The sequence below is a fragment of the Streptococcus pneumoniae genome, assembly GCA_040719455.1.
Classification (GTDB): domain Bacteria; phylum Bacillota; class Bacilli; order Lactobacillales; family Streptococcaceae; genus Streptococcus; species Streptococcus pneumoniae_G.
In genome coordinates, this window is the sequence record JBFDTN010000001.1 from 1,363,497 (window position 1) to 1,377,684 (window position 14,188).

A 14,188-nucleotide genomic window follows, 5' to 3' on the forward strand; every position below is an offset into this window, starting at 1 on the left:
TGTAATGAGGTCGGAACTTTTGTCCCAACCTCGTTTCTTTTAGATTTGAACTGTAACGCTTAAGCCAACTATCCGCAGTTCTTTCATTTCCAACTTGCAATAGTTCATTGACTGCATTGGTAGAACCTACGATGCTTGTATTTCCCACCTGTTACACTCCCCAGCACTGCAACGAAAGAAACCGTTCTCCTATTTCACCCCCAATAAGCTCCCAGGGTGAGAGGACAGAACCTGCGGTTCCTTTATCTCCAACTTGCAATAGTTCACTAAACTGTAATGAGAGAAACTTCGTTTCTTCTATTTCCAACTTACAATAGTTCCCCGACTGTATTGATGGAAGCTACGCTTCCTTTATTTCCAACCTCTAACAATCCACTGGATTGTTAGAGCCACCCATTTTCTTTGGCGATTTTGGTGGCTTCGGTGCGGTTTTCGGCGTTGAGTTTGCTGAGGATGTTGGACATGTAGTTGCGGATGGTGCCGTTTGAGAGGTACATTTGGTCGGCAATTTCTTTGTTGGATAGGCCCTCTGCAACTTTTTGAAGGAGAACCTGCTCCTGCTGGGTTAGGGGATTTTTCATGGTGAAAAAGCTCTCCATGAGCTCTGGCGAATACTCTTTTTGGCCTTGCCGCACGCGCTCAATGGTCCGCATCAGCTCAGCAATACTGCGTTCTTTCAGCACATAGGCATCCACATCCGCCCGAATGGCACGTTCAAAATAACCAGGCCGCTTGAAGGTGGTCACCATGATCACCTTTAAGCTCGGCAGCGCCTCTTTTGCCCACTCAAGGACATCTAACCCCGTCATCTCAGGCATCTCAATGTCTAAAATAGCGACATCTATCGTTTCCTTTTGTAAAATTGCTTGCGCTTCTAAGCCATTCTTGGCTGGGAAGACCTGATTGACAGCTTCCTGCAATTCCAAGAGTTGGCAGAGCGCATCGCGCAACATGCTTTGGTCTTCAGCGACGAGTATCTTCATCTTTTTCTCCTTTTGGAATGTCCAGTTGAATTTGTGTCGGCTGCTTACTGGACACAATTTCCACTCTTCCTTGGTAGCGAATCAAGCGGTCACGAATGGAATGCAACTCCTCACCCGTCAGCTCCCCAAAGCCAATCCCATTATCTTCTACCAAAACCCGGACCCAGCCGTCTTGCTCGCTCAACTGGATACGGCAATGACTTGCTTGACTATGTTTGATGAGATTATTACACAATTCCCGCAGGGCCATGGTCAAAGCAGCCTCCTGCTCCCTACCCATTTCTATATTGTCTTTTTCAACCGTTAGCTCAACCCCTGCCAACTCCAGCATATTTCCTAAAATTTGCAATTCTTCTTCCAAACTATGGAGTTTCAGAGCTTGGACAATCTGCCGCACTTCCTGCATGGCATTTTTGGTAATATCCCGCAAATCCTCGACTTCTTTCCTAGCCTTATCATAGGAATCACGCTCCATAAGCGTTAGCGCTAGCTCACTCTTATAGTCGTTTAGTCTATAAACAGTATTTTAGACTTTCATAGATAGACTTGCCAGCTCTAAGTAGCTCCCGAACCTTATGTTTGAGATTCGCCCAATAGTGTTCAATTGGATTGAGTTCGGGCGAATAAGGAGGTAATGGAAAAAAATAATGTCCTTTGTCTATGGCGAGTTTATCTAACCTGGCTTTGGGGTGAAAGCTAGCATTGTCCATCACAATCAGATGGGGCTCTGACAAAGAAGGCAAGAGTTGCTTGTCAAACCACTTAGTAAAAAAGTCACTTGTCATGCTTTCTTTGTAAATCATAGGCGCAACAATATCCTGACCAACCAGCCCTGCAACGACAGATGTACGTTCAAAACGACGACCACTTATCTTGTCATAGACCTTCACGCCTCTAGGTGCTCGACCTCGCTTTCGGTAAAGATAGGTATCAATCCCTGTTTCATCAATATAGACAATAGGGATGGTATCAAAGCAGGATAAAACCTCATGATACCGTCTCACTTCCTCCTTATTTTGTTCGCTGTAGGTCGTCGTCTTTTTTTAAAGTGATACCGAGTTGCTTGAGAGCTGCCCAAACAGAGGAGATACGGCAGTTAAAGTGTTCTGCTATTTCCCGCAAAAAAGCATCCGGGTGTTGCTCTACATATGCTTCTAATTGATCTAAGGGAATTTTTCGAGACTTGGCAACTCGTGCTTTCCGCTCTAGGTGTCCTTGTTCTGCAAGCTGTTTTTCCCACACATACAACGTATTGGTACTAATACCAAAAACTGCACATGCTTCTTTTTTGGTGTGACCAGCAGTAACGTAGTCTATTACTCGTTTTCTAAAATTCAATTCGTAAGCCATAAACTTATTATAACACATACTGTTTATAAACTAAAGGAGTATAACACTTAACATGGCAAAGACATGTCCCAAGGTATCGTGCAAATCCTGCCCAATCCGATTGCGTTCATTTTCAGCTAAAAGCAGGTTAATCGAGGTATTTTTCTCAAGCAACTCTTCCTCTAGCTTAGCTTTCTGGATACCTCTTTGCATTCCATATGTCATCGCAACGCATGCCAACAGCATAACAGCCAAAAAAATCTTCACTTCTATCTCATCTATAATAAAAATATAAATAACCAACAATAGAAGTACCAAATAAAAGGTCAAGTAACGAAAACTAGTCTTTTTATCCTCTTGAAAATTCCAAGTTAGGATATTAGACAGATAAAAGGTAAACATGCTCATCGAAGGTGTTCCATATATCGTTGTATAGATGACGTAAATACAAAGATAAAGCCAGAACAAATTAAGAATGCACTCTTTTTCTACAACCAGTAATCCTAAATAAGCAATCGCAAAAAGAATGGTCATGGAGAGGATGTGTACTGGAAAACCTCCTGATAATACCCCGTATATGGGGAAAATGAGGTAAACCAAGGACACATAGTACATGGTATGGGCTTGTTTGAATTTCTTCAGTAAGTTCACCTTATCTCACTTCCTGTTTCTTTTTTAGCACTAGGGTTAGGCCTACTATTATTATAGTATAAAGGAAGACCATTAGTAAAGACTGGAATTGTAAGTGATTGTCTTTAACATAGCTCAACACAAGCTGATTGGCATAATAAGACGGGGTAAAGTGAGCCACTAATTTCATCCAATTAGGAAAGGTTTCATAGGGCATCCAGCTACCACCAAAAATGGCCAACACTAGGTATAAGATATTCGCGACCACGGACAAGGTTTGGAGACTCTTGAACAAGGTCAGAGCAAGGCCAATTGCCAAATAAACCATACTGGCAATTAGTAGCAAGAAAGCAGATACCAACCACTGGTCTGCCGTCATTCGCACACCTCGAAAGACTGCCCCAACCGCAAAATTGACCACAATGGAAATGATAAATGACAGAAAAACACGAAACACTTTGGCAGCATAGTATTGGTAAAGAGGGATTGGAGAATGCTGAATCTGTAAGAGCCAACGATTTCTAATATCCTCTTCCAGCATACTAGGAAAACTAAATAAAGCAAAACTACTCATACTAAAGGCCGTCATGGTGAGCAGATAATTTCTCGTCAAGCCTGCCGCATCCTCATAGGAAGTGTCAAACATGGACGAAAAGAAGAGGAAAAAGATGACAGGCATGCCAATTCCTAATAGAAAATTCCCCACACTACGTTTGGTTAAAAGATATTCAATCCTTAGTAAAGCCGTCATTTTTCTTCCTCCTTAGTTGTATCAAATAGGGTATTGAGTAGCGTTTTATTGGTCATTTCAATCTCCGTAATCGGACAGTTTACCTCCTGCAGAGCCTGCCAGACCGCATCCACATCTTTAGTCATAAAGGAAAGCCTATCATGCTTGACTTCCATATCATAGATATGCTCCCAGTCTGTGACAAGTGCCTCATAATCACTTGGAATGATGAATTGTTTTTCCTGCTCTTCTGAACGCATCTTAAAGGGTGTCGTATCCCGCAAGAGTCGTCCCTGATGCAAGACCAAGATCCGATCCGCCGTATGCTCGACTTCTTCGATATAATGCGAAGAATAGACCAGGGTCACACCGCTCTCTTTTAAGCTGTGGACAATCTCCCAGAAATGCTGACGAGTAGAGGTGTCCATGGCCGTTGTCGGCTCATCCAAAAAGAGAATGGAGGGACGACCAATCAAGGTCAAGACAAAGGATAACAAACGCTTTTGACCGCCTGATAATTTTTCTGCCAACTGGTTTTTCTGCTCAGGAGAAAAATGCAGTAGCTCATCTACTTCCTTATCTGTCAAAGGATTGGGATAGATCGCTTGGAAAAAAGCAATCAATTCCTGAACCTTGAGACTACTTGGCACCCCATTTTCTTGCGGTAAAATCCCGACCACTTTCTTTAAAGCCGTTTCTGTCACCTTGAGCCCTTGAATACGAATATCGCCTTTGGTGACAAACCAATCCCCCAACAAGCAGGACAGCAAGGTGGTCTTTCCTGCCCCATTTGGCCCAATCAAGGCAACACACTCGCCCTCACCAATCTCAAAGGAAATATCTTCCAAAATCTTCTTTCCCTTAATCGTTTTTGAGATGTTTCTCACTTCAATCATGCTCATCTGTGAACCTTCTTTTCCTTTACACTACCAGTATACCCTATCTTATTTTCCCTCACTAGATAGGTTTGTCATGGAAAAAGATGACAAATGTCACAAAAAAATTCCCTTCGATTTCTCGAAGAGAATGGCATTATTTTACTTCTACGAGGCCTTCAGCCTTCAAACTTTCTACCAAATCATCGGCAGTGGCATTGACCAACTGATCCAAGTCAAATCGCTGCAATAGAGCTGACTTTCGTGCCTCCTCAATATCTAACTCCTTCATATCAAAATGAAGCATCAAGCGAAAAACTTGATTCTCTCGTAATTGGCTACTGAGATGAAAGCCCTTCAAAGACTGCAAGCGATCAAATTCGCCAGGAACACCCAGTCCTGCTTCTATCAAAGAAATTACCTCATCAGGCTCCAAGCGCGTGACGTAGTCCTTTTCCTGGTCACTCAAGGGACGTTCGGCTACCAAGTCTAAGACCAAGACCTGATCTCCCTTTGAAGTGACTTTTGCCTCTTCTTCCAAGCCTTTAATCGCCCCTTTAAAGACACGAACAATCTCCTTTTCTTCCTCTGGAACTTTGAGCGGCTCGGTTGTCTGAGTGCTACATCCCACAAGGATAAAAAGAGCAAGTAACCACAACATTCCTAATTTTCTCATTGGCCTTCCTCCTGTGGAGCCTCCTTCACTTCATGCAGACCAAGTACTTTTAAGCCTGCTATATAGGTAACTGGAGACATACTTTGAATCTCATCTAAGGGAATATCTGTAAACAAAGGTAGCGTTTTTAGCTTAGCCGTATCAATCTTTGCAATATCTAAATCAATCTCTGCACGAAGTTTTTTCTCATCGGTAATAGTGTAGGCTACCGCCACACCCTCCATCGAAGAAATCGCTTGATAGGTTTCATTTTTTTCAACCCCTTCTTGGAAAAGCCTGCGAAGATCCTCAAGAGATAAATTCTCAGCAGATGACTGTATATTTTCAGGCAGACTACCAGTCAAGTCCAATTTTAATTGAAGAATTTTTTTCCCTTGATAGGTAATAGTATCTTGACGGCTAGTGCCATGAACCTCCCCTAGAAAGGTCCGTGTCACCACTTCCTGAGACTCTTCTGTACTAGATGATGACTCAGTCGATGATCGGCTACTATCTCGATAAGATGATGAAACTTGAGAGTGCGTTTCCTCTTTTTTACTCAGAAAACACCCTGTTAAGCAACATAGGCTCATCAAGATTAAAGGAATAACTTTTTTCATCCTAATCTCCTCTCATTACTGAGCATATCATATTTAGGACAAAGTTGTCAAATCAAGCACTCTTATCAGCTTTTTCAGCTATTTTCGATGGAAAATTTTCTGCAAATCCCATCCTTTTGCTAACTCATCCACCAGCTTATCTAAGTACCGAATCCGTTTCATCACTTCATCTTGAATCTCCTCAATCTGAACCCCACAGATTTTTCCCTTAATCCGGCTCGCATCTGACTGCAATCTAGGAAACTGCTCAACATACTCCCGCACAGTCAGATTAGTTTTAAACTTTTCTGAAAGACTAGCTTCATCATCTCCTGTCAACCAATAGATGACTTGATTGAGCTCTTCTTGCGTACGTCCTTTACGCTCTACTTTCTTTTTATAGGCATCGTAGATACTAGAAAACTGCATGTTATACTCCTTTAGTTTATAAACAGTATGTGTTATAATAAGTTTATGGCTTACGAATTGAATTTTAGAAAACGAGTAATAGACTACGTTACTGCTGGTCACACCAAAAAAGAAGCATGTGCAGTTTTTGGTATTAGTACCAATACGTTGTATGTGTGGGAAAAACAGCTTGCAGAACAAGGACACCTAGAGCGGAAAGCACGAGTTGCCAAGTCTCGAAAAATTCCCTTAGATCAATTAGAAGCATATGTAGAGCAACACCCGGATGCTTTTTTGCGGGAAATAGCAGAACACTTTAACTGCCGTATCTCCTCTGTTTGGGCAGCTCTCAAGCAACTCGGTATCACTTTAAAAAAAGACGACGACCTACAGCGAACAAAATAAGGAGGAAGTGAGACGGTATCATGAGGTTTTATCCTGCTTTGATACCATCCCTATTGTCTATATTGATGAAACAGGGATTGATACCTATCTTTACCGAAAGCGAGGTCGAGCACCTAGAGGCGTGAAGGTCTATGACAAGATAAGTGGTCGTCGTTTTGAACGTACATCTGTCGTTGCAGGGCTGGTTGGTCAGGATATTGTTGCGCCTATGATTTACAAAGAAAGCATGACAAGTGACTTTTTTACTAAGTGGTTTGACAAGCAACTCTTGCCTTCTTTGTCAGAGCCCCATCTGATTGTGATGGACAATGCTAGCTTTCACCCCAAAGCCAGGTTAGATAAACTCGCCATAGACAAAGGACATTATTTTTTTCCATTACCTCCTTATTCGCCCGAACTCAATCCAATTGAACACTATTGGGCGAATCTCAAACATAAGGTTCGGGAGCTACTTAGAGCTGGCAAGTCTATCTATGAAAGTCTAAAATACTGTTTATAGACTAAACGACTATATAAAGTCGTTCACTCATTCTGTTCTCCTTTCTATTATTTAGTTTTGATTTAATACGAGGCAACGAGTCGTAGGCAGAATGTAGCAAAACGACCTAACAACGTAATACATGAAAACTAAACGACTATAAAAGAAAAGACAAAGCCTGATAGGTTATTCCCTCAAAACTTTGTCACATTTCATTATTCTACACTAAAGAGATATGGATACACAGGTTGTCCACCTTGGTAAATCTCCACTTCCACATCTTCAAACTGATCCATGATGTCTTGCGAGATTTCATTTGCCAAGTCTTCGCTACCTTCTTCGCCGACATAGATGGTCACAATCTCGCTATCTGTATCCAACATCTTGCTAAAGGTTTCGCTCAAGGCTTCCTTGATATCTGGATTTGAAACCACAATCTTGCCATCTACCATACCAAGGTTATCATGTTCATGGATTTCAAGACCATCAATCGTCGTATCACGGACTGCCGTTGTAATGCTACCGCTCACGACATCCTCAAGCGATGCTGTCATGCGTTCCTGATTTTCCTCGATAGACTTAGTTTCATCAAAGGCTAACAAACTAGTCAATCCTTGTGGCAAGGTCCGTGTCTCAATGACGGCTGTTGGTTGCTCCAATACTTCTGCTGCCGATTGCGCTGCCATAAAGATATTTTTGTTGTTTGGCAAAATAATAATATTGCGAGCATTGACCTCTTCAACTGCCTTGATAAAGTCTTCTGTCGATGGATTCATGGTTTGTCCACCAGAGATGATATAGTCAGCACCCTGAGCCTTGAAAATCTCTGCCAAGCCATCACCTGCTACAACTGCAATAATAGCATATTCTTTTTCTTCTGCTGGCTTCACAGCTTTTTCTTCTTTTTGGACTTGTGCTTCGTGTTGATTGCGCATGTTGTCAACCTTGACCTTAACAAGACTTCCGTATTTCAAGCCCTCTTGCATAACAAGACCTGGATCTTCGGTATGAACATGGACTTTCACAATCTCATCATCATTGACCACAAGAAGCGAATCACCAAGATCATTCAAGTAATTGCGGAAATGATCATAGTCAAAATCTTTAACATAGGTAGGACCTTGCTTTAACGCCACCATGATCTCTGTACAATAGCCAAATTGGATATCCTCAGTTGCGACGTGACCTGCCACAGACTTATGGTGCTCTGCATTGATCATCTCTGTCATTGTCGCAGGAGTTGCCTCAAAGTCGTCAGACGCAATATACTCTCCTGTCAGCGCAGACAAAAAGCCTTCGTAGATAAAGACCAAACCTTGGCCACCAGAATCGACAACACCGACTTCTTTCAGTACTGGAAGCATGTCTGGAGTCTTTGCAAGAGCTGTTTTTGCTCCTTCAAGAGCACCTTTCATAACTTCAACTGCGTCATTCGTTGCTTCCGCTTTTTTCTTTGCCCCAATCGCCGCACCACGAGAAACGGTCAAAATCGTTCCCTCAACTGGCTTCATCACAGCCTTGTATGCCACTTCCACACCTGATTGGAAAGCAAGTGCCAAGTCTTTTCCGTCTAGCTCTTCTTTTTCTTTTACACTTTGAGAAAACCCACGGAAAAGCTGAGAAGTAATCACCCCAGAATTTCCACGCGCACCCATCAAAAGCCCTTTGGCAAAAATGCTAGCCACTTGACCGACCGTTGAAGCTGCATTATTTGAAACTTCTTTTGCTCCATTTTCAATCGTCATTCCCATGTTGGTTCCTGTATCTCCATCTGGAACAGGAAAGACATTTAAGGAATTCACATATTCAGCTTGTTTATTTAAACGAGTTGATGCAGCTTGCACCATTTCTTGGAATAAACTCGTAGTAATTTTTGACACAATTATTCTCCTACAACTTTGATATTTTGGATATAGACATTGACCGTATCGGCTGTAATGCCCAATTGATTTTCGAGGCTAAATCTCACGCGTTCTTGAATATTTTTTGACACTTCGCTAATCTTTGTGCCATAACTCAAGACGGTATAGACATCCACTGCAATACTGCCTTCTTCGGTCGTTTTAACCACAACACCTTTTGAGAAGTTTTCACGACGAAGAAGGGCTTGGAAATTATCTTTGAGCGCATTTTTACTCGCCATTCCCACCACACCAAAAATCTCGGTCGCAGCACCCCCAACGATTGTCGCAATGACATCATCTGTTAGTTCGATTTGACCATCTTTTGTATTGATTTTTACAGTCATTATTTGTACCTCAATTATTTTATACTTTATTTTACCACATTTTGGGCAAGGTGTAAAAAAGGAACGTGTCTCAGCGGATTTTTTAAATCCTATAGAAAAGGGAGTGGGACTCAATCATGATTTCGAAGAAATCGATTTTCCTCACTCCTTTGTTTCTAATCTCTAGCTAAACTAATTCAGTGGATTCGTTTACTCCAACCCCTGCAAGTGGACGCTCTCACAATTGAGAATTGTGAAAGCTTGGAAATAGGGCTAGCGAAGACAAGTTCGCTAGCTTCTTTTAATAGAATATTGATTTATCAATATTTTACAAGTCCGACAAGACTGCGTCAAACTGCTCAAACTATAAAATAAGGAAGTTGAGTACTTTTAACCCAACCTCAAACTCGCTTTCGTATTTTTTGGCTCGTGAAAAAGAGGTCCACTGGACCTCAATTCGCTTTCTTGTTTCTTAGCTCATGAAAAAAACAGCCCACCGGGCTATCTGCATTTTACGGTTTCAAGATGCAGAGAAAAAGAGGCCCACTGGACCTCTTTTTTTAAACGCGTTCTACTTTGCCTGATTTAAGTGCACGAGCTGAAGCCCAAACTTTTTTAGGTTTTCCATCAATCAAAACAGTTACTTTTTGAAGATTTGGTTTTACCGCACGTTTTGTTTGGTTCATCGCATGTGAACGGTTGTTTCCTGATACAGTCTTACGACCTGTAAAATAACATACTTTAGCCATGTGTATTCCTCCTCATTTGATCAAATATTACGGATGTGCTAGCACCACATACTTGACTATTCTACCAAAAAAACCAACGCTTGGCAAGAGGCTTGCCTCATTTTTTTGCTAAATATAAATAATTTCCAAATTTCCAAAGGAAACATCTCCTGTAATCGTAAGCGTCTTATCGCAAAAATCTCCCACAGGGCTATGCTCCACCGAGCCAAAGGAATTATCCACCTGCAAATCCACACGCCAGGTTTTAGGGATGTAAATCGTAAGATTTCCAAAAGAAACATCTACCCCAAAATGCGCGCTGTCTTCTACCATGCTCGCATTGTCCAGATAAACCGTCGCATCTCCAAAAGAGACATCCGCACTGCCATCAATAAAATCTGCATCACTGATATACTTAGTAGTGGAGCCAAAAGAAATGTCGATGTGATTGCCACTACTCTTATCTCTAAAGGTAGGTTGGCCAAATCTCTTCTGCCATTTTTTAGGTTTAAAAATCATCTGTAAACCAATCACTGCACAAACCGTCGCCACAACCAAAACAGAATTTGAAATAGCTAGAAAATGATAATATTTGTTGAGTGCAAAGACACATAGCAAGCCAAAAATCCCTGTCACGATAAAATCTCGCTGAAGCAAGTGCGTAAGCGCCACATAGCCTGTAAAAGCTACCCAAGCCCAAAGCCAGATATGAACATGCACATCCTTCCACCAAAATCCTCCAATGAGAATATTGACTGCTAGTATCAGAAATAAAATCCCAATGATATTTTTTTTCATATCCTACCTCGTTTCTCTTAACTTTTCTTTTAGGAGCTGGTAATAGTGCCGTGACACATGGACCTGCTTGTGGGTGCGATAAAAACTAATCCGACTGGTTCCTGAAAAGGACTTATCCAGCGAGTAAATCGCTTGGGTATTAGCAATCGTGGACTTTGAAACCCTGCAAAAATAATAGGGCAAATAATCCTCTAATTCATAGAGCTTGAGCTTAACCTCATAAGCATCCTCTATGGAATGGGCAATGATTTTGCTACCTTCCGTCTCAAAAAAGAGGATGTCCTCAACAGGTAAAAAATACTCGCTCGTCCCCTTGTAAAAAACGAGGGGCTTTACGATCGCTTGCTTCAAACTCATCTGAATGAGCGCAAGTTCCTCATCAAATCGTGCCGTCCGAATCACAACTTCCGTTTCTACCAAGGCTTCATCTAACTCTACACGAATCCGCACACGCACACCTCCCATCTCAATAGTGTCATCCTTTGCTATCATTATAGCACCTCGCACATAAAACACAAGAGCATTTTCGTAAGTGGTTAAAAATGGCAGGTAAGTGGTAAAAGACAGAAGATGAAAATTTTGCCAATTTTATTTCTTATTTAATAGGTATAAAATTGACTCCATTCTTCATCCCTATCAAAATATTTAAGAATCTCTCCCTTTTCCCCATCCATAGAAAAAACCTTGAATCCAAGGCTTTTTGATGATATAAAATGCCGATTATAGGGCTCGAACCTACGACCTACGCGTTACGAGTGCGTTGCTCTACCAACTGAGCTAAATCGGCTTTTCAACCACATTATAGCACTTTTTATTTCCATGTCAAGCTATCAAAATAAAAAATACATTTTTTGTAATCGCTTGCTAGCCCAAAAAGTTTGTGATATAATTAACATATAAAACAGATTGGAGGAAATGTTATGAAAGCTGTTGTTGTAAACCCTGAATCTACTGGTGTAGAAGTTGTCGAAAAAGAACTTCGTCCACTAGAAACAGGAGAAGCTCTCGTTGAAATTGAGTACTGTGGTGTCTGCCACACAGACCTACACGTCGCTCACGGTGACTTCGGTCAAGTTCCTGGTCGTGTCCTCGGACATGAAGGAATCGGGATTGTCAAAGAAATCGCTCCAGATGTGAAAAGCTTGAAAGTCGGTGATCGTGTCAGCGTTGCTTGGTTCTTTGAAGGCTGTGGCGCGTGCGAGTACTGCAATACCGGTCGCGAAACACTTTGTCGCACTGTTAAAAATGCTGGCTACTCTGTTGACGGAGGAATGGCAGAACAGTGTATCGTAACAGCAGATTACGCCGTGAAAGTTCCTGAAAATCTTGACCCAGCGCAAGCTAGCTCTATCACTTGTGCGGGGGTCACTACTTATAAAGCGATTAAAGAAGCCCAACTCACCCCAGGTCAATGGATTGTTATCTTTGGGGCAGGTGGTCTTGGAAACTTAGCCGTTCAATATGCGAAAAAAGTCTTCAATGCCCATGTTGTTGCCGTAGATATCAACAATGACAAATTAGACCTTGCGAAACAAGTTGGTGCTGATATCATCATCAATGGCCACGAAGTCGAAGATGTGGCTGGTCTTATCCAAGAAAAAACAGGCGGTGCCCACTCTGCAGTCGTAACAGCCGTATCAAAAGTTGCCTTTAACCAAGCTGTGGATAGTGTCCGTGCTGGTGGTCGTGTCGTTGCCGTTGGTCTTCCATCTGAAATGATGGACCTTAGTATCGTGAAGACCGTTCTTGACGGTATCCAAGTAGTCGGCTCACTTGTCGGAACTCGCAAAGACCTCGAAGAAGCATTCCAATTTGGAGCAGAAGGTCTTGTAGTGCCCGTTGTTCAAACTCGTCCAGTCGAAGACGCACCAGCTGTCTTTGATGAAATGGCCGCAGGAACGATCCAAGGTCGGATGGTACTTGACTTCACCCACTAACAGAACCTATTTATCTAACAAAACAGAGTTGTTTTTCACAACTCTGTTTTCATTTCTTTTCAAAAAATGTGAAAAAATCAAGCAATTTTGAAAATATATTTATAATTTAATATAGTCTATTTTTGCAATCTATCTGTATTTCAGCTATTTTTAAAAAGAAAATTTTTCAAAATCTTTACTTTTTTGGTAAAAGGCTTGCAATTTTTTTGAAAACGTTTTATACTTAGTAAGTCTTAAAGTTTTCTTAAAACTTAGGTCAAACATTTTATAAGGAGGAAAGACAATAATGAGTATCGGAATCATTATTGCAAGCCATGGTGAATTTGCTGCGGGTATTCATCAATCTGGTTCCATGATTTTTGGTGAACAAGAGAAAGTTCAAGTTGTAACTTTCATGCCAAATGAAGGTCCAGATGATCTATACGCAAAGTTTAATAGCGCTGTGGCTGCTTTTGATGCGAATGACGAGGTTTTGGTCTTGGCAGACTTGTGGAGTGGCTCTCCATTTAACCAAGCAAGCCGAGTAATGGGGGAAAATCCAGACCGTAAATTCGCAATCATCACTGGCTTGAATTTGCCAATGCTAATCCAAGCCTACACAGAACGCATGATGGATGCGAGTGCAGGTGTTGCCGCCGTTGCTGCTAATATCATCAAAGAAGCAAAAGATGGTATTAAAGCACTTCCTGAAGAGCTAAATCCGCTCGAAGAAGTGACTCAAGCTCCAAAAGCTGAAGCTGCTCAAGCTGCTATCCCAGAAGGCACCGTTATTGGCGATGGTAAATTGAAAATCAACCTCGCTCGTATCGACACACGTCTCTTACACGGTCAAGTTGCTACTGCTTGGACACCTGATTCAAAAGCGGATCGTATCATCGTTGCTTCAGATTCTGTATCAGCAGATACACTTCGCAAAGAGTTAATCAAGCAAGCTGCACCAGGAAATGTAAAAGCAAACGTTGTCCCAATTGACAAATTGATTGCTGTTTCTAAAGACACACGTTTTGGAAATACACATGCCCTTATCTTGTTTGAAACTCCTCAAGATGCTCTTCGTGCAATTGAAGGTGGAGTTCCTATCAAGACCTTGAATGTCGGCTCAATGGCTCACTCAACTGGTAAAACAATGGTCAACAACGTTCTTTCTATGGATAAGGAAGATGTTGCTACATTTGAAAAACTACGCGACCTTGGTGTTGAGTTTGACGTGCGTAAAGTGCCAAATGACTCTAAAAAAGATTTGTTTGACCTCATTAACAAAGCAAATGTGCAATAATGCGCTATTTCTAACTGAGACTAACGTCTCTAGTTAGAAAACGGAAAATCCCATCGGATTTTTCCTAATCGCCTTACTAGCTCTAAACTCAAATAAAAACGATTTGAGTTTCTCACGTCGTAACAATTTT

19 protein-coding genes and 1 tRNA gene are annotated in these 14,188 nt (G+C 41.6%); 4 read left to right on the forward strand and 16 right to left on the reverse strand.

All coding sequences use genetic code 11. The features are described from left to right. Positions 1-383 precede the first annotated feature (383 nt). From AB1I63_06515 to AB1I63_06560, 10 genes are all read right to left on the reverse strand, one after another. Positions 384-983 carry a response regulator transcription factor gene (locus AB1I63_06515; protein ID MEW4354535.1) on the reverse strand — a complete coding sequence of 200 codons (600 nt, stop codon included), beginning with the start codon at positions 981-983 and terminating at the stop codon, positions 384-386. After that, the gene (locus AB1I63_06520; protein ID MEW4354536.1) at positions 964-1,458 is read right to left on the reverse strand and encodes an ATP-binding protein; all 495 of its coding nucleotides are present in this window, start codon (positions 1,456-1,458) and stop codon (positions 964-966) included. The genes AB1I63_06515 and AB1I63_06520 overlap by 20 nt, the downstream gene beginning before the upstream one ends. Positions 1,459-1,495: 37 nt before the next feature. Beyond that, entirely contained in the window at positions 1,496-1,987 is a 492-nt protein-coding gene (locus tag AB1I63_06525; GenBank protein ID MEW4354537.1) for a transposase, read from the reverse strand. Between the two features lie 7 nt (positions 1,988-1,994). Further along, complete coding sequence (locus tag AB1I63_06530) at positions 1,995-2,333, reverse strand: IS630 transposase-related protein (protein MEW4354538.1); 339 nt, start codon at positions 2,331-2,333, stop codon at positions 1,995-1,997. 30 nt (positions 2,334-2,363) lie between these two features. Next, positions 2,364-2,963 carry a histidine kinase gene (locus AB1I63_06535; GenBank protein ID MEW4354539.1) on the reverse strand — a complete coding sequence of 200 codons (600 nt, stop codon included), beginning with the start codon at positions 2,961-2,963 and terminating at the stop codon, positions 2,364-2,366. Position 2,964: 1 nt separating this feature from the next. Then, entirely contained in the window at positions 2,965-3,693 is a 729-nt protein-coding gene (locus AB1I63_06540; protein ID MEW4354540.1) for an ABC transporter permease, read from the reverse strand. Then, positions 3,690-4,574 (reverse strand): ABC transporter ATP-binding protein, encoded by an 885-nt coding sequence (locus AB1I63_06545; GenBank protein MEW4354541.1) that lies wholly within the window; start codon positions 4,572-4,574, stop codon positions 3,690-3,692. The genes AB1I63_06540 and AB1I63_06545 overlap by 4 nt, the downstream gene beginning before the upstream one ends. Positions 4,575-4,704: 130 nt before the next feature. Further along, on the reverse strand, positions 4,705-5,223 hold the full coding sequence (locus AB1I63_06550; GenBank protein MEW4354542.1) for a hypothetical protein: 519 nt from the start codon (positions 5,221-5,223) through the stop codon (positions 4,705-4,707). After that, positions 5,220-5,822, reverse strand: a complete 603-nt coding sequence (locus AB1I63_06555; GenBank protein ID MEW4354543.1) for an SP0191 family lipoprotein — start codon at positions 5,820-5,822, stop codon at positions 5,220-5,222. Before AB1I63_06555 ends, AB1I63_06550 begins: the two co-directional genes overlap by 4 nt. A gap of 78 nt (positions 5,823-5,900) precedes the next feature. Continuing rightward, entirely contained in the window at positions 5,901-6,230 is a 330-nt protein-coding gene (locus tag AB1I63_06560) for a DUF2200 family protein (protein MEW4354544.1), read from the reverse strand. Between the two features lie 45 nt (positions 6,231-6,275). On the opposite strand from AB1I63_06560, the gene AB1I63_06565 reads away from it, so the two are divergent. Together AB1I63_06565 and AB1I63_06570 are read left to right on the forward strand one after the other, a co-directional pair. Continuing rightward, the gene (locus tag AB1I63_06565; GenBank protein MEW4354545.1) at positions 6,276-6,614 is read left to right on the forward strand and encodes an IS630 transposase-related protein; all 339 of its coding nucleotides are present in this window, start codon (positions 6,276-6,278) and stop codon (positions 6,612-6,614) included. 7 nt (positions 6,615-6,621) lie between these two features. Further along, entirely contained in the window at positions 6,622-7,113 is a 492-nt protein-coding gene (locus AB1I63_06570) for a transposase (protein ID MEW4354546.1), read from the forward strand. A 194-nt stretch (positions 7,114-7,307) separates the two neighbouring features. Here the strand turns inward: AB1I63_06570 and AB1I63_06575 are convergent, their stop codons facing one another. From AB1I63_06575 to AB1I63_06600, 6 genes are all read right to left on the reverse strand, one after another. Further along, positions 7,308-8,972 carry a DAK2 domain-containing protein gene (locus AB1I63_06575; GenBank protein ID MEW4354547.1) on the reverse strand — a complete coding sequence of 555 codons (1,665 nt, stop codon included), beginning with the start codon at positions 8,970-8,972 and terminating at the stop codon, positions 7,308-7,310. 2 nt (positions 8,973-8,974) lie between these two features. Next, positions 8,975-9,340: an Asp23/Gls24 family envelope stress response protein gene (locus AB1I63_06580; GenBank protein ID MEW4354548.1), complete on the reverse strand. Its 366-nt coding sequence runs from the start codon at positions 9,338-9,340 to the stop codon at positions 8,975-8,977. 539 nt (positions 9,341-9,879) lie between these two features. After that, positions 9,880-10,068 carry a 50S ribosomal protein L28 gene (gene rpmB / locus AB1I63_06585; GenBank protein MEW4354549.1) on the reverse strand — a complete coding sequence of 63 codons (189 nt, stop codon included), beginning with the start codon at positions 10,066-10,068 and terminating at the stop codon, positions 9,880-9,882. A gap of 108 nt (positions 10,069-10,176) precedes the next feature. Next, complete coding sequence (locus AB1I63_06590; GenBank protein MEW4354550.1) at positions 10,177-10,845, reverse strand: hypothetical protein; 669 nt, start codon at positions 10,843-10,845, stop codon at positions 10,177-10,179. 3 nt (positions 10,846-10,848) lie between these two features. Beyond that, positions 10,849-11,295 carry a LytTR family DNA-binding domain-containing protein gene (locus tag AB1I63_06595; GenBank protein MEW4354551.1) on the reverse strand — a complete coding sequence of 149 codons (447 nt, stop codon included), beginning with the start codon at positions 11,293-11,295 and terminating at the stop codon, positions 10,849-10,851. 264 nt (positions 11,296-11,559) lie between these two features. Beyond that, positions 11,560-11,632: transfer RNA gene (locus AB1I63_06600), tRNA-Thr, on the reverse strand. Between the two features lie 133 nt (positions 11,633-11,765). Here AB1I63_06600 and adhP point away from each other — a divergent pair. Beyond that, positions 11,766-12,782 (forward strand): alcohol dehydrogenase AdhP, encoded by a 1,017-nt coding sequence (adhP, locus tag AB1I63_06605; protein ID MEW4354552.1) that lies wholly within the window; start codon positions 11,766-11,768, stop codon positions 12,780-12,782. Between the two features lie 286 nt (positions 12,783-13,068). Beyond that, on the forward strand, positions 13,069-14,058 hold the full coding sequence (locus AB1I63_06610) for a PTS sugar transporter subunit IIB (GenBank protein ID MEW4354553.1): 990 nt from the start codon (positions 13,069-13,071) through the stop codon (positions 14,056-14,058). Positions 14,059-14,188: the final 130 nt, after the last annotated feature.